We start from the raw sequence: 20,602 nt of genomic DNA, 5'->3' as shown, positions 1-20,602 counted from the left end.
GTGAGAACCCGACGTCACGGAGCCCAATGTCATGTGCGGCACCCAAACCTCCGCGCAAGCGCCTTCGCCTGCCAAAATCTCGCTTCGCGCCTTTTTCCTCAGCGCGGCAATGAGCCTTGTTCTTGCTTCCCCAGCCTCGGCGAGCACCGAGTGCGTGCTGGGCAGCAAGGCTGCCCCGGCAGAGTTGATTGCGGCATGCAGCGCCATCATCGACAAGACTGCAAATCCGGCCTCCGATCGCAGCCCGGCCCTCGTTGTCCGCGCCGAAGCCAATGCGCGAACCCTTGGCGGGCAATCGCAGGCGCTGCGCGATCTGGACCGCGCCATCGCGCTCGACGGCAGGAACGCAAAGGCCTGGCGCCTGCGCGGCGACCTCCTGCGCGAGGCCGGCGGCGATCTCAGCCGCGCTGCGGCGGATTTGACCAGGGCGATCGAGCTCGATCCGCAGGATGCGGAGGCTTACGAGTCGCGCGGCGTGGTCTACACCAATCAGCGCCGGCTCGACCGCGCGCTCGCCGATTACGACCAGGCCATCAAGCTGAAGCCGGACGATGCGCAGGCCTGGTCCGACCGCGGCGTGGCCTACTATCTCGGCGGCGACAACGAGAAGGCCATCAGGAATTTCGACGAGGCGCTGCGGCTCGACCCCAACCGGCCTCGCACCTACACCAACCGCGGCGCGGCCTGGAAGAAGCTCGGCCAGAACGACAAATCGGTCGCCGACAACACCGAGGCCATCAGGCTCGACCCGAAGGTGCCGGAATATTACGACAATCGCGGTCTCGCCTATGCCGCGATGGGCGAGTACGACAAGGCCATCGCCGATTACGACGAAGCGATCCGGCGTGAGCGGCGCGCCAACTTCCTGACCAACCGCGGCGATTCCTACCAGTTCAAGGGCGAGCTCGGGGCCGCGCTGAGCGACTATGACGCCGCGCTCGAGCTCGATCCGAATTTTGCGAAGACCTACAACAACCGTGCCGTGCTCTACAAGAAGATGGGCGAGCGCAAGAAGGCGCTGGCGGACTACGAGACGACGCTGAAGCTCGATCCGGGCAACGAGAATGCAGCCAACGGCCGCCGCGCCATGATCGCCGAGATCGCAAAGTTCGGTGCCGAGCCGCTACGTCCGCTGAATGCGGCTTTCGGCAACGGCCCGTCGTTCGATTGCGCGACGGCGAAGCGCGAGGTCGAGAAGGTGATCTGTGCCGATCCCCAGCTCGGCGTGCTCGACCGCCGGATCGCAGAGGCCTACGAGCGCGTGCTGAAGCTGGCGAACAAGCGCTCGGCCGGCGAATTGCGCAGGACGCAGCGCGATTTCCTCGCCACGCGCAACGCCAGCTTCGGCCGCCCCGACTATGATCTGAAGAAGATCATGCAGCAGCGGTTGCAGAAGCTGAACGCGATGGAGAGCTGAGAAGCGTTCCGAACTCGTCGTCTCTCCTCGAGTCGAACCACCACCGTCCTTCCGGAGACCCCTGCCCCCGCAAGCGCAGGGCTATCGCATATGAGATGTGGCTATGGGCACCGACTGTCCCCACAACGTCATGGCCGGGCCTGTCCCGGCCATCCACGCCCTTCCATGCAGCACAAAGAACGTGGATGCCCGGGACAAGCCCGGGCATGACGACCTCTGCAATATTTCAAATGCGATCACCCTGCCCGCAAGCGGGGCGAGGGGGCGCACCGCCCGCGCGGCGGTAGTTGTGTCTTTCCCGAAAGGCCCATCCTTTTGAGCTTGAACCGCGGCCCGTTCCCGCGAAAATAGCTTCACAACAAGGCCGGCAATTGATCCTGGTCATGGCGGGGCGCCTGTCCTGCCACAAGGGTCAAGGGCAGGCGAATAAAGGCACGGGAGCGCGGGAATGAACGTCCAAGGGAACGTCCAAGGGAACGCCGACGGCAAAAGTCGTTATCATGAGGTCCATGCGCGCTCGCTGTCCGATCCCGCCGGCTTCTGGGCCGAGGCGGCGAAGGAGATCGACTGGATCGAGCCTCCGACCAGGATCTTCGATCCCTCGCAAGGAACCTACGGCCGCTGGTTCGCCGGCGGCGTCGTCAACACCTGCTACAACGCGCTCGACCGCCATGTGGAACGCGGCCGCGCCGACCAGGTCGCGCTGATCCATGATTCGCCGCTGACCAATTCGGTCACCAAACTCACCTATGCCGAACTGCTGAACGAGGTCCAGGCGCTCGCCGCCGTCATGCAGGACTTCGGCGTCGCCAAGGGCGACCGTGTCATCCTTTATATGCCGATGGTGCCGGAAGCGGTGGTCGCGATGCTGGCCTGCGCGCGTATCGGCGCGGTGCACTCCGTCGTGTTCGGCGGCTTCGCGGCGAAAGAGCTCGCCACCCGCATCGACGACGCGCAGCCGAAGCTGATCCTCTCCGCAAGCTGCGGCATCGAGCCCGGCCGTATCGTGCATTACAAGCCGCTGCTCGACGAGGCGATCAGGCTCGCCGGCAGCAAGCCGAAAGCCTGTATCGTGCTGCAGCGTCCGCAACTCACCTGCGAGATGACGCCAAGCCGCGACTACGACTGGGCCAGCCTGCGCCGCAAGGCGCTGAACGACGGCAAGAGCGCGGCTTGCGTGCCTGTCGCCGCGACCGATCCGCTCTACATCCTCTACACCTCGGGCACGACCGGCGTGCCGAAGGGCGTCGTGCGCGACAATGGCGGGCATCTCGTCGCGGTGAAATGGTCGATGTTCAACCTCTATGGCGTCAAGCCGGGCGAGGTCTGGTGGTGCGGCTCCGACATCGGCTGGGTGGTCGGCCACAGCTACATCGTCTACGGCCCGCTGTTTCATGGCGCGACCACGATCATGTACGAGGGCAAGCCGGTCGGCACGCCCGATGCCGGCGCGTTCTGGCGCGTGATCTCCGAGCACAAGGCGGTGGCCTTCTTCACCGCTCCGACCGCATTCCGCGCCATCCGCAAGGACGATCCGGAAGGAAAATTCATCCGGCAGTACGACCTCTCCAAATTCCGCACGCTGTTCCTCGCCGGCGAGCGCGCCGATCCGCCGACGGTGGAGTGGGCGGAGCAGCAGCTGAACGTGCCGGTGATCGACCATTGGTGGCAGACCGAGACCGGCTGGTGCATCGCCGGCAATCCGGTCGGGCTCGGCATGCTGCCCGTGAAGCACGGCTCGCCGACGGTGCCGATGCCGGGCTACCAGGTCGATGTCGTCGATGAAGCGGCAAAGCCGGTCGGCGCCAACACCATGGGCTCGATCGTCATCAAGCTGCCGATGCCGCCGGGCTGTCTGCCGACGCTGTGGAATCAGGACGAGCGCTTCAAGGAGGCCTACCTCAGCGAATTCCCCGGCTACTACAAAACCTCTGATGCCGGCTACAAGGACGAGGACGGCTATGTCTTCGTCATGGGCCGCACCGACGACATCATCAACGTCGCCGGCCATCGGCTCTCCACCGGCGGCATGGAGGAGATTTTGGCCTCGCATCCCGACGTCGCCGAATGCGCCGTGCTCGGCGTCAAGGACGCGATCAAGGGCGAGGTGCCCTGCGGCTTCCTGGTGCTGAAAGCGGGCGTGAAGCGCCCGCCGGCCGAGATCGAGAAGGAAATCATCGCATTGGTGCGCGACAAGCTCGGCCCGGTCGCCGCCTTCAAGCTCGCCATCACCGTCGGCCGCCTGCCCAAGACGCGTTCCGGAAAGATCCTGCGCGGCACCATCAAGAAAATCGCCGACGGCGACTCCTGGACCATGCCGGCGACCATCGAGGATCCCAAGGCGCTCGAGGAGATCGGGGAGGCGCTGAAGGGGAGGGTGTGAGGATTGCGCTTCGGTCGCCGGGCCAGTGAGGCGCGACGGCGCAACCCAATCTCCGCTGTCATCACCCGCGACCCGGCGAAGCCTTGGCGTAGCCGGGTCGCGGGGAATGACCGCGAGCGGGGAACGGCGTTCGGGGACTTACAATCTCCTTATTCCGCGCTAAACAGGGCGGCCGATAGGGAACCTCGTATGCCACTCGCCGTCACGTCGCGCCTGCTGATCGCTTTAGCTCTCGCCATCGCTCTCGCCGCCTGCTCCGCGCGCTACCAGACGCCGGTGGCGATGGGCGGCGACGATGATGACGCGGTCTGCCAGAGCCGGGGCTATGCGCAAGGCTCGCCGGAATACGTGGCCTGCCGCAAGGACCGCGACGTCCAGCGCAATGCCGCCACCGCCCGCGCCGACCGCCGCCAGCGCGACCTCGGCGAGTACATGCTGAACAATCCCGTGCGGCCGTGATGTGAGGCGCGGCATTATGGTGCCGCTCCACGCGCCGTGCGTTCGTGCTTTTCGTGACACATCTGCAACGCCTCGACCAAATCGTGGCGCGCTTGTCCTGATTTGATCGGCATCAAATCCTTCACCATCTCCTTTCTGCTCTGACGCTGATGTCGCGCAACGATGCGCGAGAGATGGCTGAAGGGGATTGAAATGCACAGAACGACGAGAAACCTGGCGCGGCTGGCCACGATTGGCGCGATGCTTGTGGGCACCTTTGCCTCGGCGCAGGCTGCCGATTTGCCGGTCTACAAGAAGGCGCCGCCGCCGGTAGAGGCGTTCAATCCATGGATGATCCGCCTGCGTGCGCTCGGCGTGCTGCCCGATGGCGGCGGCAGCAGCGTGAACGTGGCGGGCGTGCCCTCGCTCTCGTCGCCGAATTCCGGCCTGTCGATCAGCGATCAGGTCGTTCCCGAGCTCGACATCAGCTATTTCTTCACCAAGAACATCGCGGCCGAGCTGATCCTCGGCGTGACCAGGCACTCGATCAGCGGCACCGGCTCGCTGGCAAACCTGCCGATCGGCAAGACCACGCTGCTGCCGCCGACGCTGACGCTGCAATATCACTTCGACAATTTCGGCGCGTTCAAGCCCTATATCGGCGCCGGCGTGAATTACACGGTGTTCTTCAACAACTCCGCCGCGAATGCGCCGGCTGCGATCGCCGGTCCGCCCGCGATCGTCGCCACCACCACCAACCTGCACGTCAGCAACGCCTGGGGCGGTGCCGTCCAGTTCGGCTTCGACTACATGATCGACCGGCACTGGGGTCTCAACGTCGACGTCAAGAAGCTCTGGCTGCGTCCGAACTACTCGGCGACCGTCTCCGGCCTGCCGGTGACCGGCACAGCGCATATCGATCCGTGGCTGGTCGGCGCGGGTGTGACGTACAAGTTCTGAGGCGGTTGCGGCGTCGTCGCGACGCCCGCGGATCTCATAAAGCCAAAAACGCGGCAGGTTTCCCTGCCGCGTTTTTTGCGATCGATCGTCGAATTACCCGGAGCGCCTCACTCCTCGTCGTCTTCGTGCTTCTTGCCGCCGAGCGTCTTGAGCTTGGCGAACACGGCGTCGACATTGAGATCGTCGCTGGACTTTTCCGCGGGCTCGTACTCGTCCTTGCGGGTGGTCTCGGAGGCCGGCAGCAGGGTCGCGCCGCCATAGGTTGCGTCGATCGGCTTTTCCTTCGCAGCGCGCTGCACCTCGAAATCGAGCTCGATCTGCGAGCACAGGCCGAGGGTGACGGGGTCGATCGGGGTCAGCGCCGACGTGTTCCAGTGGGTACGGTCGCGCACGCTCGCGATCGTGCTCTTGGTGGTGCCGACCAGGCGCATGATCTGGGCGTCCTTGAGTTCCGGATGGTTGCGCAGCAGCCAGAGGATGGCGCTCGGACGTTCGTGGCGGCGCGAGACAGGGGTGTAGCGCGGTCCCTTGCGCTTGGGCTGGGGCGGCAGCACCACCTTGCTCTCCTGCAGGCGGAGCCGGTAATCCGGGTTCCTCTCACCCTTCTCGATCTCCTCGCGCGTCAGCTGGCCGTTGGAGAGGGGATCCATGCCCTTGATGCCCTGGGCGGCGTCGCCATCGGCGATCGCGCGGACCTCGAGGGGGTGCATCTTGGTGAAATCGGCGACCTGGTCGAAGGTCAGCGCGGTGTTGTCGAGCAGCCAGACGGCGGTCGCCTTGGGCATCAGAGGTGCGTTGCTCATGGCAAATCTCCTTTGTGCTTCGCCCACCCCTCTGGAGGCGAAACCGGTGGTCATCAGCGATGACAGGGAATTCGCGCTATATAAGCCGGGAGGGGGCAGCCACGCAATGGTTCTGCTATAGATAGTGCCTTGACACCGCCCGAAAGGGGGCCCAATTCCCTTTGAACCGCTGTAGGGTTCAAGCCGACCGTTTTAAGCCCCTATTCAATCCATCGACCGCCCCCGCCAGAAGGCGAAACGGGCGATTCGGTCCCGAGATCGCTCAATGTCAGCCAAACCAGACCTCAAGATCGTGCTTTGTTCTCCCCGCGGCTTTTGTGCCGGCGTGGTCCGGGCGATCGACACCGTGGAACGGGCGCTCGATAAGTACGGCGCCCCGGTCTATGTTCGCCACGAGATTGTGCACAATAAGTACGTCGTCGATGGGTTGAAGAAGAAGGGCGCCATCTTCGTCGAGGAGCTCGCTGAAATCCCGGAAAACACCACCGCTCCGGTGGTGTTCTCGGCGCACGGCGTGCCGAAGTCGGTTCCGGCCGACGCCCAGTCCCGCAATCTTTTCTCGCTGGACGCGACCTGCCCGCTGGTGACCAAGGTCCACCGCGAGGCCGCGATCCATTTCAAGCGCGGCCGCGAGATCTTCCTGATCGGCCACTCCCACCATCCCGAGGTGGTCGGCACGCTTGGCCAGCTTCCGCCCGGTGCTGTGACCCTGATCGAGACCGCCGAGGACGCCAAGACGATCACGCCGAAGGACCCCAACAACCTTGCCTTCGTGACCCAGACCACGCTGTCGATCGACGACACCGCGGAGATCGTGGCGCTGCTCAAGGAGCGCTTCCCGAACATCAACGGCCCGCACAAGGAAGACATCTGCTACGCCACCACCAACCGCCAGCTCGCGGTGAAGAAGGTGGCGCCGGTGGTGGACGCCCTGATCGTGGTCGGTGCGCCGAATTCGTCGAACTCGCAGCGCCTGCGCGAGGTCGCCGAGCGCGAGGGCTGCAAGATCGCGGTGCTGGCGCAGCGCGCCACCGACATCGACTGGACCAGGTTCGGCAACATCGCCAGTCTCGGCATCACGGCGGGCGCCTCCGCGCCTGAAGTGATTGTCGAGGAGATCATGGACGCCTTCGCCGAGCGCTACACGCTGCATGTGGAGACGGTCTCGGCCGCGGAGGAGAACGAGTTCTTCCCGCTGCCGCGTCAGGTGCGCCCCGAAGCTGCCGCCGAGTAGACGTTTATGGCGGTCTACACCGACGTCGCCGCCGACGAGCTTGCGGATTTCCTGAAACAATATGATCTCGGCGAATTGCTCTCCTACAAGGGCATCGCCGAGGGTGTCGAGAATTCCAACTTCCTGCTGCACACCAGCAAGGGCTCGTTCATTCTCACGCTCTACGAAAAGCGCGTGGCGAAGAACGATCTGCCGTTCTTCCTCGCGTTGATGACGCATCTGGCCGAGCACGGCGTCAATTGTCCGCTGCCTGTGAAGGCGAAAGACGGCGAGGCGCTGCGCGAGCTGGCAGGCCGGCCCGCGGCGATCATCACCTTTCTCGAAGGCGTCTGGCCGCGCAAGCCGAACGCGACGCATTGCGCCGGGGTCGGCGACGGGCTGGCGAAACTGCATCTGGCGGGCGCGAACTTTGCGATCAAGCGCACCAATGCGCTCTCGGTTTCCGGCTGGCGGCCGCTGTTCGAGGCGGCTTCAGGCCGTGCCGACGAGGTGCAGCCGGGCTTGCGCGATTTTCTTGCCGCCGAGCTCGATTATCTCTCGAGCGGCGTCTGGCCGACCAATCTGCCGGAGGGCGTGATCCACGCCGACCTCTTCAACGACAACGTCTTCTTCCTCGGCGACAAGCTCTCGGGCATCATCGACTTCACTTTCGCCTGCAACGACATGCTGGCCTATGACGTCGCGATCTGCCTCAACGCCTGGTGCTTCGAGCCGGATCACTCCTTCAACGTCACCAAGGCGCGCGCTTTTCTCAACGCCTATGGCCGGGTGCGCAAGCTCTCCGAGACGGAAGAGGCGGCGCTGCCGCTGCTGGCACGCGGCGCCGCGATCCGCTTCCTGCTGACGCGGCTGGTCGACTGGCTCAACGTGCCGCCGGGCGCGCTGGTCAGGCCGAAGGATCCCTTGGAATATTTCCGCAAGCTGCGCTTCCACCAGAGCGTGACGAGTGCGCGCGACTATGGGCTGACGCCGTCGGGGCTGGTGGCGTGAGCGAGCTCCCCAATGTCACGATCTATACCGACGGCGCCTGCTCGGGAAATCCCGGGCCGGGCGGCTGGGGCGCGATCCTGAAGTTCGGCGACAAGGAAAAGGAGCTGAACGGCGGCGAGCGACATACCACCAACAACCAGATGGAGCTGATGGCGGCGATCTCCGCCCTCGAGGCGCTGAAGAAGCCGTGCACGGTCGATCTCTACACCGACAGTCAGTATGTCCGGCAGGGCATCACGGGCTGGATCTTCGGCTGGAAGCGCAACGGCTGGCGCACCGCCGACAAGAAGCCGGTGAAGAATGTGGAGCTATGGCAGCGCCTGGATGCCGCGCTGAAGCAGCACGAGGTCCGCTGGCACTGGGTCAAGGGCCACGCCGGGCACCCGGAGAACGAGCGCGCCGATCAGCTCGCGCGCGAGGGCGTTGCGATGGCGCGCTTGCAGCAGCGGGTGAGGGAGTAGGGGGCGCGCTGTCATTGCCCCACTCTCGGCTGTCATCGCCCGCCTAGTGCGCAATTGCGCACAGGGGCGGGCGATCCAGTATTCCAGAGACGCTTGTGATTGAGCCGAGAGGCCTCGGCGTACTGGATGCCCCGCCTTCGCGGGGCATGACAGCGTTACGCGTAGCCAATAACGGCGGTCGCCTTACAGCTGCCCGAGCAGCGTATCGCCGCCGGAGACCTCGACCTTGCCGGGCATCGCCTCGAGGTTCAGCTTCTTGACCACGCCGTCCTCGACCAGCATCGAATAGCGCTTCGAGCGGATGCCGAGGCCGTTGGCGGAGGCGTCGAGCTCCATGCCGATCGCCTTGGTGAAGTCGGCATTGCCATCGGCGAGGAAGACGGCCTCGTCGCGCTGGTCGGTGTCGCGCTTCCAGGCGTTCATGACGAAGGCGTCGTTGACGGAGATAATGGCGATGGTGTCGACGCCCTTGTCCTTGATGGCATAGGCGTTGAGGAAGATGCTCGGCAGATGCATCTTGTGGCAGGTGCCGGTATAGGCGCCGGGCACCGCGAACAGCGCCACCTTCTTGCCCTTGAAGATGTCGTCGGTGGTCTTCACCTGCGGGCCTTCCGCCGTCATCACGCGGAATTTCGCCTCGGGTAGCTTGTCGCCAATCTGGATCGCCATCATCAGTCTCCCTGGAAATCGGTCCCGCGTTTTAGACCGTGCGGCGGGACTGCACAATATTGCCGGCCGGGGAAGCAGCAAGGCCGACCGGCCCTCACGGCGACGTCATCAGCCTGCAAAGCCGCCACCGTCCAGGAAAGCCTGTTCTTCGGGCAAGGTCTCGCGGCCGAGGATGCGGTTGCGGTGAGGAAAGCGGCCGAAGCGGCGGATGATGTCTGCGTGCTCCCGGGCGTAGCTCAGGCTCTCGGCGTCACCGGCGCCCTCGAACAGGGCGACGCAGCGCTCCTGGTCCGCCAGGTGCTCGGAATGCATGAAAGGCATGTAGAGGAATTCGAGCAGGGCGGGATCGATCCTGCGATCGGTCCCCCGCTGGATGGCGCGGCGGGCAACGTCGCGCGCCAGCGCATCGCTGGCAAAGGCTTGCGGCGTGCCGCGGAACATGTTGCGCGGAAACTGATCAAGCAGAATGACGAGCGCCAGCGCGCCCTCGTCGCTGGTCTCCCAGTCCGCCAGCTCCCCGGCGGCCGCCTTGTGCCAGAGCGCGAGATAGCGGCGCCTGATCTCCGCGTCGAAGCCTTCGTCGCGCGCGTACCAGCGCTCGCGGCCGGCCTCGCGCCAGAAGGCGAGAATGCCTGACGGCGAGATGTCGTCGACGTCGGTCATGAACCGGAGGCGCGGCTTACGCCGCCTCGGCCTTTTGCTCGTCGCGGAGCTGCCGGCGCAAGATCTTGCCGACATTGGTCTTCGGCAGGTCGGTGCGGAACTCGATGTGCTTGGGCACCTTGTAGCCGGTGAGCTGCTCGTGACAGAACGCGATCACCGCCTCGGCGGTGAGGTTCGGGTCCTTCCTCACCACGAAGGCCTTCACCGCCTCACCCGATTTGGAATCGGGCATGCCGATCACGGCGCATTCGAGCACGCCCGGATGGCTCGCGATCACTTCCTCGACCTCGTTGGGATAGACGTTGAAGCCGGAGACCAGGATCATGTCCTTCTTGCGGTCGACGATCTTGGTGTAGCCCTTCTCGTCCATGATGCCGATGTCGCCGGTGCGGAAAAAGCCGTCCGCCGTCATGACCTTCGCGGTGTCTTCCGGCCTGTTCCAGTAGCCCGACATCACCTGCGGGCCCTTGGCGCAGATCTCGCCGGGCTGCCCGAGCGGGACCTCGTTGCCGTCGTCGTCGCGGATCGAGATGTAAGTCGATGGCACGGGGATGCCGATCGAGCCGGAGAACTCGGTCGCGGTCGCCGGATTGCAGGTCAGCGTCGGCGAGGTCTCCGACAGGCCGTAGCCTTCGGCGATGAAGCAGCCGGTGATCGCCTTCCACTGGTCGGCAACGGGTCGCTGCACCGCCATGCCGCCGCCGTTGGAGATCTTCAGCTTGGAGAAGTCGAGCTTCTTGAAGTCGGGATGATGCATCAGCCCGTTGTAGAGCGTGTTGACGGCCGGGAAGCTGTTGACCTGGTATTTCGCCAGCTCCTTGATGAAGCCGGGAATGTCGCGCGGGTTGGGGATCAGGAGATTGCAGCCGCCGGCGCGTACCGCGAGCAGGTAGCAGGCCGTCAGCGCGAAGATGTGATAGAGCGGCAGCGCGCAGACGATCATGAGCTGGTCGACATGGGGCGGCGCGGCGAGCGCCGGCTGGAGCCAGGCGTCGTTCTGCAGGACGTTGGCGACGATGTTGCGATGGAGCAGCGTCGCGCCCTTGGAGACACCGGTGGTGCCGCCGGTATATTGCAGGAACGCGACGTCGCCCGGCGAGATTTTCGGCTTGTTGAACGTCATGCCGCGGCCGGCGGAGAGCGCGTCGTTGAAGGCCACCGCCCCCGGCAGCGACCAGGCCGGTACCATCTTCTTGACCCGGCGGACGACGAGATTGACGATGATCCCCTTGAAGCCGAGCAGGTCGCCCATGCTGGCGACGATGACGTGCTTCACCTGCGTCTTCGCGATCACCTGATCGACCGTGTGGGCAAAGTTCTCCAGCACGATGATGGCTTCGGCGCCGGAATCCTTGAGTTGGTGCTCGAGCTCGCGCGGGGTGTAAAGCGGGTTGACGTTCACGACCGCGTATCCGGCGCGCAGCACGGCGGCGGTCGCGACGGGGTACTGCAGTACGTTCGGCATCATGATCGCAACACGGGCGCCGCGCTGGAGCCCGCGGCCCTGCAAGTAAGCGGCGAGCGCGACCGACATCTGGTCGAGGTCGCGATAGCTGATCGACTTGTCCATGCAGATGAACGCCTTGCGGTCGGCGAACTTGGTGAAGCTCTCCTCCAGAAGGTCGACCAGCGATGCGTATTGTGTCGGCTCGATATCGGCGGGCACGCCGGGCGGATATTGCTTGAGCCAGATGCGCTCCATGGAAAACTCCCCTCATTGACCAGAGCCCGTTGTGTCACGGGCTTGCCGCATTGCCGCCAGTATCCAGCCTGCCGGAACTGGTGGCAAGCCGTCGTGGCTTAGGGCAAAGGTCGGGGCGTAGCTACTGGAATCGTCGCAAACCGCGCTGCCGCGGGTGCGAAGCGCGGGCTGCGGTTAGGCCCGAGGAACGTTAACTGTTGTTCGCCGGCTTGGCGGCAGCGGCGGGCTTGGTCGCGGCCTTGGGCTTGGCGGGCTTGGCTGCCTGATCGCCGCCTGCCGCAGGCTTCTCGGCGGGCTTCGCCGCCGCATCATGCTTGGTCGCGGCATGCTTGGACCCGGCCGGCTTGGCTGCGATCTTGGCGTCACCCTTGGCGCCGGACTTGGCTTCAGACTTGGCTCCAAGCTTGGCTTCGGACTTGGGGTCCGGCTTCACCGCCGCCGTCTTGGTGTCCTTGCCTGCGTCCTTGTGTCCATCCTTGTTCCCATCCTTGGGCTTGTCGGCGGCCTCAGGCTTCTTGGCGACGCGCGACTTCTTGCCACGCGGCTTGGATGCGGCCTGCTGGTCGGCATCGGCCGCGACCGCCGCGATCAGGGCGGTGCCGGTGCGGGTCGGGCCGGTATAGACCAGCACGGGTTCGGCCGCCGCGGGGGCCGAGGCCATCAGCTCGGAAGCCTTCATCATCAGGGGCGGCTGCAGGCCCGCCGTGAAGAAGGTGACCTGGGCTTCTCCACCGGTGGCCGAGGCCGATCCGGTCGCGCCGCCATTGGCCGCAATCAGCGCATCGTCGTCGTCACTGGCCGGCCGCTTGCGGTGGGGCCCGCACATCTCGTCGCGCAGGTTCGGCGGCGAGGCGTCGACCGGGACGAGATTGTCGACGGTGCCGAGCGAGGGGCGCAGCCAGGTGAGATTGTCCTGGGCGAAGCCGCGCTCGAGCAGCTGCGCCGCCTTTACCGCGCGCGCGGTGCCGGAACTGGCGCCGAGCACCACTGCGATCAGCCGGCGGCCGTTGCGCGTGGCCGAGGCCACCAGGTTGTACCCGGAGGCGCAGATGAAGCCGGTCTTGAAACCGTCGGCGCCGGGATAGCGGCCGATCAGCTTGTTGAAATTGCCGGTAACGCGCTTGCCGAAGCGGATCGCCGGGATGTGTACGAAGTATTCGTATTCCGGCAGGTCGCGCAGGAAGGCGCGCGCCAGGATTCCGAGATCGCGCGCGGACGTGATCTGGCCGTCGGCGGGCAGGCCGTTCGGATTGACGTAGCTCGTCTGCGTCATGCCGAGCTTCTTCGCGGTGTCGTTCATGATCGCGGAGAAGCCGTCGATCGAGCCGCCGACGCCTTCGGCGAGCACCACGGCCATGTCGTTCGCCGACTTGACCATCATCATCTTCAGCGCGTTGTCGACGGTGAGCTGCGTCCCCGGGCGGAAGCCCATCTTCGAGGGCGACTGCGAGGCCGCCGTCGGCGACACCGTGAGCAGCGTGTCGAGCGTCAGCCTGCCGTCCTTGACCGCCTTCAACGTGACATAGGCGGTCATGATCTTGGTGACGGAGGCCGGATACCAGGGAATGGTCGCGTTGTCCGCCTGCAGCACCTTGCCGCTGTCGGCCTCGATCAGCAGCAGCGCTTCGGCGCTCGCCTCGCGCGGCGCGAGCAATGCGGCGCATGCGAGGCTCGCAGCGAACAGGTTGAACAGCGATTTGCGAAGCAGCGGGCGAAGGGCGTGCACTATCCGATTCCGGTCCTTGGAGATCCGCCTGATACGGTCGGCTCTCGTGATCTGATGGTCGGTTCCTGAAATCCAGCGCCGCCGCTTGCGGCGTCGCAAACCTATACCGGCTCGTGCGTCGAGAATAGGGGGATCGGCGCGGTATTCCGCAATGAAATAGGCCGAATTTCGACGGCGCCGTGGGGACTTGCTAGGGGGATTTGGCGGCCGTCGCGGCAGTCTCGGCCGCCGTCACGCTGGCCCGCGCGGTCTCCTGAACCATGAACTGGGCCTTGGCGAGCTCGGCGAAATGGCCGCCTTTGGCCACGAGTTCATCGAAAGTTCCGCTTTCGATCACGCGCCCATTCTCGAACACCAGGATCCGCGTGGCGTTGCGGATGGTCGAAAGGCGGTGGGCGATCACGAAGGTGGTTCGGCCCTTCATCACTTCGTCGAGAGCGGCATTCACCTTGGCCTCGGTGACGGCGTCGAGCGCGCTGGTGGCTTCGTCCAGGATCAGGATCGGCGGATCCTTCAGCAGCGCACGGGCGATGGACAGGCGTTGGCGCTCGCCGCCCGAGAGCATGCGGCCGCGTTCGCCGGCATTGGTCTCGAAGCCGCCGCTGCGCTCGATGAACGCGAGCGCCTGCGCGCGCTCCGCCGCCATGCGCATCTCGGCCTCGGTCGCGTCCGGCTTGCCGACGCGCAAATTGTCGGCGATCGAGCGGTTGAACAGCAGCGCTTCCTGGAACACCACGCCGATGTTTCGCCGCAGCGAGGTCAAGGTGACGCCGCGCACGTCCATGCCGTCGATCTTGATGACGCCGGACTGCGGATCGAAGGCGCGATGCAACAGCGCAATCGCGGTCGACTTGCCGGCGCCGGTCGGGCCGACCAGCGCAATGGTCTGGCCGGGCAGGGCGGTGAAGGTGAGGTCCTCGATCGCCGGCCGCTTGCCGTCATAGGAGAACGTGACGTCGTTGAACTCGACGAGGCCGGACAGCCGGCCGGCGTCGATTGCGTCGGGCCGGTCGTGCACCGCGGGCACGGCGTCGAGCACATTGAAGAACTCGCGCAGGCGCGGGGCCTCCATGAACACGTTGTTGATGAAGCTCACGACCTGCTCGAGCTTCTGGATCAGCATCGTCGCGAAGCTCACGAACATCACGATCTCGCCGACCGAGGTGAGCCCCTGGTCGTGCAGGGCGATGCCGAAAGTGAAGATCGCGAGCACCGTGATGGTTGTGGAGGCGCGTGTGATCACGGTGACCAGCGCCCACCACGACAGCACCGGCATCTGCGCGGCCAGCAGCTCGTCGGCGACGGAGCGCAGCCCTTTCACCTCGGATTCGACACGCACGAAACTCTGCACCAGCGCGACGTTGCCGAGTGCGTCGGAGGCGCGCGCGGAGAGCTCGCTGTAGTGCTCCTCGACCGCCATCTGCATGCCGAAGGTCTTGCGCACCACGAAGGTGGTCAGCGCGGTGAAGACGATGCAGAGCACGAACAGCAGGATTGCGAGCCGCCAGTTCAGGTAGAGCGACAGCGGCAGCAGCACCACGACCGAGAGGATCGCGGCAAAATGCTCGCGGAAGAAGCCGAGCCAGAGCCGCCACAGCGCGTCCGTGCCGTTGAGCATCACCTTCATCAGCCGACCGGAATGGGTGCCGGAATGGAACGTCAACGGCAGTTGCAGGATGTGCTCGAAATAGCTCGTCAGCACCGCCTGACGCTGGCGGTGAGAGAGCCGGTCGGCTTGCAAGGCCACGAGCGCGCTGCAGGCGATGGTGAAGAGCCCGAACGCCACCCAGGCAGCCAGGAACGGCCAGGCCGAGTTCGACCCGGCCACCGCCTTGCCCGAGAGCACGTCGACGATACGGCCGAACAGCACAGGCTCGGCGAATTGCGAGGCCGCGAGCAGGAGATTGGCGACCGCGAGCAGCCAGCCCAGCCGCGCCTCCTTGCCGAGCAGCTCGAGAACGCGGATGTAGAGGCGGAAGATGGACATGCGGCGACGAGCTCGGGCGAGTAACGGAGCCCGCATTCTAAGCAGGGATCGTGCGGGAGATATAGCGGAAGCTGTCAGTTTTGCTCAGTTGATCAGCCGTCCGGCAACCGGTGGCAGGAACCGGTCGTCGAAGATATCACCCGCCGTGGGCAGCTTTCGGAATTTGAAGTCCTGCGCGATCTGGCCGATCGAACGATCGAAGCGTGCCGGGTCGACGCCGCCGAGGCCGTTGCGCCTGACTTCGTCCGTCAGGATGTTGTCGGCGAGTACGGCGCGCAGGCGCTCAAGCTCCAGGCTGGGGTCGCCGCCGTCGATGCGGCTCGCCGCCTCCTCCGCCGCTCGTCCCGGCTCCCTGACGGTCGCGGTGATGCCGGCCATCAGGGCGCGGACGAAGCCCCTCACGGCGTCCGGCTTTGCTGCGGCAAAGGCGGGATTGACCACCACGGCAAAGCCGTAGGCTTCGCAGCCGTAGTCCGCGTAGCGCAGCACGACGAGATCGGCGTCGGGCACGCCGCGGTCGCGCAGGTTCACCGCCGTGAGATAGCTGAAGCCGGCGACCGCATCGACTTGGCCCGCGGAGAGGATCGGCTCGCGCACCGCCGCGCTGATCTTGTGGAATTTGACGCGCGATGGATCGATTCCGTTCTGCCGCGCCAGCGCCGGCCACAGCCGCATCGACAGATCGCTGTCGGCGACGCCGACGGCCTTGCGGTCGAGATCGGTCAACAGCTGGATCCCGCGGCTCTTGCGCGCGACGATCGCGTAGGGCGCGCGGTTGAACAGCATGAACACGGCCTTGATCGGCGCCGCGTCGTCCTTGTCACGAAAGCGGATCAGCTCGTTGATGTCGACGAGCGCAAGCTCGCTGTCGCCCCTGGCGACACGTGCGAGCGCCTCCGGCGATCCGCTTGCGCTGTTGAAGGCCACGTTGAGGCGCTCGGCGCCGAACCTGCCGTCCTTCGCCGCAAGGAAAAACGGCGCCATGCTTGCGTCCGGTGGGCGGTCGAAGGTGAAGTGGATCGCAACGGGCGCGTTGGTCTCGGTCGCGCCGACATCGCGTGCAAACAGCGTCGCAAGCAAGATCGAGAGAGCCAGCAGGCCGTGAAGTGCGGTTGTCTTGAATCCTGACATCGGTTGCGCCGGTCCCGCATTGTTATGGTTTCGTGACGCTTGCAGCGCGCGGCCCGCGACCGTGCGCGCGCCAACATGAACGCAGGATGAGCGGCGTTGCGGCATCGTTACGCAACCCCGTTCAGCTTGTATTGGGCTTGGGGAACCTAACTTAGATTATGTGGGTTTGAGAGGCATGAGCCTGTCCGCAGGCGTCCATTCCAGGTCCCAAAGGAGGGCCAAGACATGTTCGAGCGAGTCTCCAAATTTGCGGGCCGAAAGGCCGTTCTTGCCACCACCGCCGTGCTGGCGCTGACCACGATTGCCCCGACCGCTTCATATGCGGGCGGCCGCCACTGGCATGGCGGTGGAGGCGGCGCGGCCGCAGCTGCGGCTTTCGCCGCCATCGGCACGGGTCTCGCCATCGCCGCCAGCCGCAACGCCTATGCCTATGACTACGGTCCGGGCTACGGCTATTACGGCGGTCCGGTCTATTACAGCGCTCCGGCCTATGGTCCCTATTATGGTCCGGGCCCGAACTACCAGTATCAGCGCTATGGCGGCACGGCTCCGTCCGAGTTCTGCGGCCAGGGCTACTATCAGAACTGCTACTAGTTCGGCATCCATGGGTTGACCATGACGGGCCGTCGCGCTTGCGCCGGCCCGTTTTCTGCTTTTATTGTCGCGCGTTAACGCGCTCGCCATTGGTTTAGAGTAGTTTGAGTACCATGAGTGATTCGCTTGAGCGGCTATATCTGGCTGTGCTCGCGGCCAGAGATCTTGATCCGGCAACATCGCGCACGGCCCGGCTGTTTCAGCGCGGCCCTTCAAAAATGGCGAAGAAGCTGGCCGAAGAGGCCATCGAAGTCGTAATCGATGCGGTTAACGGCGATAGCGAGGCCGTCATCCGGGAAAGTGCCGATCTGCTCTACAATCTCACCGTGCTGTGGGCCTCGGCCGGGGTACGCCCCGAGGACGTCTGGCAGGAGATGACGCGGCGTGAAGACATGCTCGGCATTGCCGAGAAGCTGCCGAAATCACCGATGAAACTGCCCAAAGTCGCGTCACCCCGCGCTGCGGCCAGGCGGCCAATTGTCGCGCTCGAGAGCCGTGCCGCGCGCAAGCGCCACTAGAAACGTCATAATTCGCCTCAATCTCGGCATGGACAAATCCGTCCCATGGTGCTTCATCGCGGCGCCATGCTGAAACGTATTTACGACTGGTGCATCGACGCCGCCCACAAGCCCTACGCGCTCTGGATCATGGGTGTCGTCTCCTTCGCCGAAAGCTCATTCTTTCCGGTCCCGCCGGATGTGATGCTGATTCCGATGTCACTGGCGCGCCCGCAGCGCGCCTGGCTCTATGCGGCGGTCTGCACCGCGACGTCGGTGCTTGGCGGCATCGTCGGCTACGCCATCGGAGCGCTGCTGTTCGACTCGGTGGGCCAATGGCTGATCCAGGTCTACGGCCTCGGCGACAAGGTCGACGCCTTCCGCGCCTCCTATGCGGAATGGGGCGCGGTGATCATCCTGCTCAAGGGGCTGACGCCGATCCCCTACAAGCTCGTCACCATCACCTCGGGCTTTGCCGGCTACAACATCATCCTGTTCATCCTCTGCTCGATTGTCGCGCGCGGCGGACGCTTCTTCGTCGTCGCGATCCTGCTCAACCGCTACGGCGACTGGATCCGGGTCAGGATCGAGCGGCATCTCGGATTGTGGGTCGCGCTCGGTGCCATCGTGCTGGTGCTCGGCTTCGTGGTGGCGGTCAAGTTGATCTAGGCGCTGGCGGCTTTGCCGCAGGGCCGGCTTCGGCTACGGTTGCCGCCATGATGGTTCGATCCGGCAATCCGGCGGTCCGGCTCGGGACGCTGATGTCAGCGGCGCTGCTGCTCCTTCTCGGTGGCGGCGGCATCGGATGGACGCAATCTGCACCGCCATCGCTCGGCCTCCAGCAGCAGGGGGGCCAGTCCGCGCCGTCGCCCTCGACGCCGGCCTCGTCCGCCGCGCCGACCCGCGAGGAAAATCCCGGGCTGATCAATGAAATGGGCAAGCTGTTCGACAAGCTGCCTTCGATCCTGCCGCCGATCAAAAGCCCGAGCGAGACCATGAACGACCTGTCGCGGCTGGCCACGCCCTCGACCATGGTATCAGGGCGCGTGGTCTGCCCCATCTCGTCGAACGGCGCCCCGGACTGCAAGCAGGCCGCCGACCAGCTCTGCCAGGGCAAGGGCTACAAGGAAGGCAAGAGCCTGAACGCCGACTCCGCGGAGAAATGCTCAGCCAAGGTTCTCATTCCGGGCAGGCAACGCAAACCGGATGATTGCCGCACCGATACGTTCGTGACCAGTGCGCTGTGCCAGAATTAGAGGACATCGCGCGAGCAACAAGGAGTGCCCATGAGCAGGACGGAGCAGGACTTCCTCGGGCAGCGTGAGATCGCCGACGACATCTATTACGGCGTCCAGACCATCCGCGGGAAGGAGAACTTCCACATCACCGGCATTCCGATGAGCCAGGAGCCTTACTTCGTGAAGGCGCTCGGTTACGTCAAGAAGGCTGCCGCGATGGCCAATCGCGATCTCGGTGCGATCGACGCCAAGGTCGCGGACGCCATCATCCTCGGCTGCGACCGCGTCATCGCCGGCGACATGATGGATCAGTTCGTCACCGACTTCATCCAGGGCGGCGCCGGCACCTCCACCAACATGAACGCCAACGAGGTGATCGCGAACCTCGCACTGGAAGCGCTCGGCTTTGCCAAGGGCGACTACCAGCACGTCAGTCCCAACGATCACGTCAATTACGGCCAGTCGACCAACGATACCTATCCGACCGCCTTTCGGCTGGCGCTGATCCTGCGGCTCGAGAGCTACATGACGGCGCTGCGCCAGCTCCAGGAGGCCTTCTTCACCAAGGGCCGCGAATTCGACCGCGTGCTGAAGATGGGCCGCACGCATCTCCAGGACGCGGTGCCGATGTCGCTCGGGGCCGAATTCCGCGGCTGGGGCACCACCATCGGCGAGGAGGTCGAGCGCATCTCGGAAGCGCGCGCGCTGTTGCGCGAGATCAATCTCGGCGCCACCGCGATCGGCACCTCCGTCACGGCCGCGGTCGGCTATCCCAAGCTCGCCGTCCGGCACCTCAGCGCGCTTACCGGCGTCGACTTCATCCTCGCCGGCGATCTCGTCGAGGCGACCTCCGACACCGGCGCCTATGTGCAGCTCTCGGGCGTGCTGAAGCGCACGGCGAGCAAGCTGACGAAGATCTGCAACGACATCCGCCTGCTCGCCTCGGGTCCGCGCGCCGGCTTCAACGAGATCAATCTGCCGCAGCTGCAGCCGGGCTCCTCGATCATGCCCGGCAAGGTCAATCCTGTCATCCCCGAGGTCGTCAACCAGACCAGCTTCCTCGTCATCGGGCTCGACACCACGGTGACGCTCGCGGCTTCCGCCGGACAGCTCCAGCTCAACGTGATGGAGCCGGTGATCTCGTTCGCGCTGTTCTTCTCGATCCGCACCATGGAGCGCGCGGTCAACAGCCTGCGCGAGAACTGCGTGGTCGGCATCACCGCCAACGAGGAGCACACCCGCAACATGGTGCTGAACTCTCTCGGCATCGTCACCGTGCTGAAGCCGCTGCTCGGCTACAAGCAATGCGCCGAGATCGCGCGCGAGGGTTACAAGACGGGCAAATCGCTGCATCAGATCGTCGTGGTCGAGCGCAAACTGCTCACGCAGGAGAAGTGGGACGAGATGTTCTCGTTCGAGCGGCTGATCAATCCGGATATAATCGGGTAGGGGCAGGTCTCTCCTCTCGTCATTCCGGGGCGCGCGAAGCGCGAACCCGGAATCCATTTTACTACGCGTACTGACGCCCGATGGATTCCGGGCTCGACGCTTCGCGTCGCCCCGGAATGACGGAAGAAGAATTCCGTTGGTTGGAATTGCGATCGGCGCCTCCGCCACGGCGCCAAAACGCAATACTTGACAGTGGAAAGATTGCCTTGTTGGTATGGTGCCCAACCTTCCATTGACCGGCCAACAGAGGATCGTTCCGC

19 protein-coding genes are annotated in these 20,602 nt (G+C 64.9%); 12 read left to right on the top strand and 7 right to left on the bottom strand.

Annotated features, from left to right (window positions below; genetic code table 11):
• Positions 1-31: 31 nt before the first annotated feature.
• The 4 genes from XH96_RS36535 (at position 32) to XH96_RS36520 (ending at position 5,198) form a co-directional block, all read left to right on the top strand.
• Positions 32-1,417 carry a tetratricopeptide repeat protein gene (locus XH96_RS36535; protein WP_194390113.1) on the top strand — a complete coding sequence of 462 codons (1,386 nt, stop codon included), beginning with the start codon at positions 32-34 and terminating at the stop codon, positions 1,415-1,417.
• A 448-nt stretch (positions 1,418-1,865) separates the two neighbouring features.
• Positions 1,866-3,800 carry a propionyl-CoA synthetase gene (locus XH96_RS36530; RefSeq protein ID WP_194390112.1) on the top strand — a complete coding sequence of 645 codons (1,935 nt, stop codon included), beginning with the start codon at positions 1,866-1,868 and terminating at the stop codon, positions 3,798-3,800.
• Between the two features lie 189 nt (positions 3,801-3,989).
• On the top strand, positions 3,990-4,259 hold the full coding sequence (locus tag XH96_RS36525; RefSeq protein WP_194390111.1) for a hypothetical protein: 270 nt from the start codon (positions 3,990-3,992) through the stop codon (positions 4,257-4,259).
• Positions 4,260-4,451: 192 nt separating this feature from the next.
• Positions 4,452-5,198 (top strand): OmpW family protein, encoded by a 747-nt coding sequence (locus tag XH96_RS36520; RefSeq protein ID WP_028180280.1) that lies wholly within the window; start codon positions 4,452-4,454, stop codon positions 5,196-5,198.
• A 107-nt stretch (positions 5,199-5,305) separates the two neighbouring features.
• On the opposite strand, the gene XH96_RS36515 is transcribed toward XH96_RS36520, so the two are convergent.
• Positions 5,306-6,001 carry a DUF1013 domain-containing protein gene (locus XH96_RS36515; RefSeq protein WP_194390110.1) on the bottom strand — a complete coding sequence of 232 codons (696 nt, stop codon included), beginning with the start codon at positions 5,999-6,001 and terminating at the stop codon, positions 5,306-5,308.
• Positions 6,002-6,266: 265 nt separating this feature from the next.
• Between XH96_RS36515 and ispH the strand changes: the two genes are divergently transcribed.
• Genes ispH through rnhA form a run of 3 tightly spaced genes read left to right on the top strand, consistent with a single transcriptional unit; the run spans position 6,267 to position 8,686 of the window.
• Positions 6,267-7,235 (top strand): 4-hydroxy-3-methylbut-2-enyl diphosphate reductase, encoded by a 969-nt coding sequence (ispH, locus tag XH96_RS36510; protein ID WP_061881126.1) that lies wholly within the window; start codon positions 6,267-6,269, stop codon positions 7,233-7,235.
• Positions 7,236-7,241: 6 nt separating this feature from the next.
• Positions 7,242-8,225, top strand: coding sequence for a homoserine kinase (locus XH96_RS36505; protein WP_194390109.1), 984 nt, complete (start codon positions 7,242-7,244; stop codon positions 8,223-8,225).
• A complete protein-coding gene (rnhA, locus tag XH96_RS36500; protein WP_028180276.1) occupies positions 8,222-8,686 on the top strand; it encodes a ribonuclease HI in 465 nt (154 codons plus the stop codon). Before XH96_RS36505 ends, rnhA begins: the two co-directional genes overlap by 4 nt.
• A gap of 183 nt (positions 8,687-8,869) precedes the next feature.
• Here rnhA and XH96_RS36495 read toward each other — a convergent pair whose 3' ends face one another.
• The 6 genes from XH96_RS36495 to XH96_RS36470 all read right to left on the bottom strand — a co-directional run bounded on the left by XH96_RS36495 (position 8,870) and on the right by XH96_RS36470 (position 16,564).
• Positions 8,870-9,355: a peroxiredoxin gene (locus tag XH96_RS36495; RefSeq protein WP_194390108.1), complete on the bottom strand. Its 486-nt coding sequence runs from the start codon at positions 9,353-9,355 to the stop codon at positions 8,870-8,872.
• 108 nt (positions 9,356-9,463) lie between these two features.
• A complete protein-coding gene (locus XH96_RS36490; protein ID WP_194390107.1) occupies positions 9,464-10,018 on the bottom strand; it encodes a DUF924 family protein in 555 nt (184 codons plus the stop codon).
• A gap of 16 nt (positions 10,019-10,034) precedes the next feature.
• Entirely contained in the window at positions 10,035-11,720 is a 1,686-nt protein-coding gene (locus XH96_RS36485) for a long-chain fatty acid--CoA ligase (RefSeq protein ID WP_194390106.1), read from the bottom strand.
• A 190-nt stretch (positions 11,721-11,910) separates the two neighbouring features.
• The gene (locus tag XH96_RS36480) at positions 11,911-13,446 is read right to left on the bottom strand and encodes a D-alanyl-D-alanine carboxypeptidase family protein (RefSeq protein WP_194390105.1); all 1,536 of its coding nucleotides are present in this window, start codon (positions 13,444-13,446) and stop codon (positions 11,911-11,913) included.
• Positions 13,447-13,636: 190 nt separating this feature from the next.
• Positions 13,637-15,433 (bottom strand): glucan ABC transporter ATP-binding protein/ permease, encoded by a 1,797-nt coding sequence (locus tag XH96_RS36475; protein ID WP_194390104.1) that lies wholly within the window; start codon positions 15,431-15,433, stop codon positions 13,637-13,639.
• A gap of 84 nt (positions 15,434-15,517) precedes the next feature.
• On the bottom strand, positions 15,518-16,564 hold the full coding sequence (locus XH96_RS36470) for an ABC transporter substrate-binding protein (RefSeq protein WP_194390103.1): 1,047 nt from the start codon (positions 16,562-16,564) through the stop codon (positions 15,518-15,520).
• A 225-nt stretch (positions 16,565-16,789) separates the two neighbouring features.
• On the opposite strand from XH96_RS36470, the gene XH96_RS36465 reads away from it, so the two are divergent.
• The 5 genes from XH96_RS36465 (at position 16,790) to XH96_RS36445 (ending at position 20,342) form a co-directional block, all read left to right on the top strand.
• Positions 16,790-17,158 carry a hypothetical protein gene (locus tag XH96_RS36465; RefSeq protein WP_194390102.1) on the top strand — a complete coding sequence of 123 codons (369 nt, stop codon included), beginning with the start codon at positions 16,790-16,792 and terminating at the stop codon, positions 17,156-17,158.
• Positions 17,159-17,271: 113 nt separating this feature from the next.
• The gene (gene hisE / locus XH96_RS36460) at positions 17,272-17,676 is read left to right on the top strand and encodes a phosphoribosyl-ATP diphosphatase (protein WP_194390101.1); all 405 of its coding nucleotides are present in this window, start codon (positions 17,272-17,274) and stop codon (positions 17,674-17,676) included.
• A gap of 66 nt (positions 17,677-17,742) precedes the next feature.
• Complete coding sequence (locus XH96_RS36455; protein WP_131871867.1) at positions 17,743-18,324, top strand: YqaA family protein; 582 nt, start codon at positions 17,743-17,745, stop codon at positions 18,322-18,324.
• 47 nt (positions 18,325-18,371) lie between these two features.
• Positions 18,372-18,911 (top strand): hypothetical protein, encoded by a 540-nt coding sequence (locus XH96_RS36450; RefSeq protein WP_194390099.1) that lies wholly within the window; start codon positions 18,372-18,374, stop codon positions 18,909-18,911.
• Positions 18,912-18,941: 30 nt separating this feature from the next.
• On the top strand, positions 18,942-20,342 hold the full coding sequence (locus XH96_RS36445) for an aspartate ammonia-lyase (RefSeq protein ID WP_194390098.1): 1,401 nt from the start codon (positions 18,942-18,944) through the stop codon (positions 20,340-20,342).
• The last annotated feature ends 260 nt before the right edge of the window (positions 20,343-20,602 follow it).

The sequence above is a fragment of the Bradyrhizobium sp. CCBAU 51765 genome (assembly GCF_015291725.1).
Lineage (GTDB): Bacteria > Pseudomonadota > Alphaproteobacteria > Rhizobiales > Xanthobacteraceae > Bradyrhizobium > Bradyrhizobium liaoningense.
The sequence above is the reverse complement of the archived record's forward strand: the minus strand, read 5'-3'. Positions and strand labels throughout refer to the sequence as shown.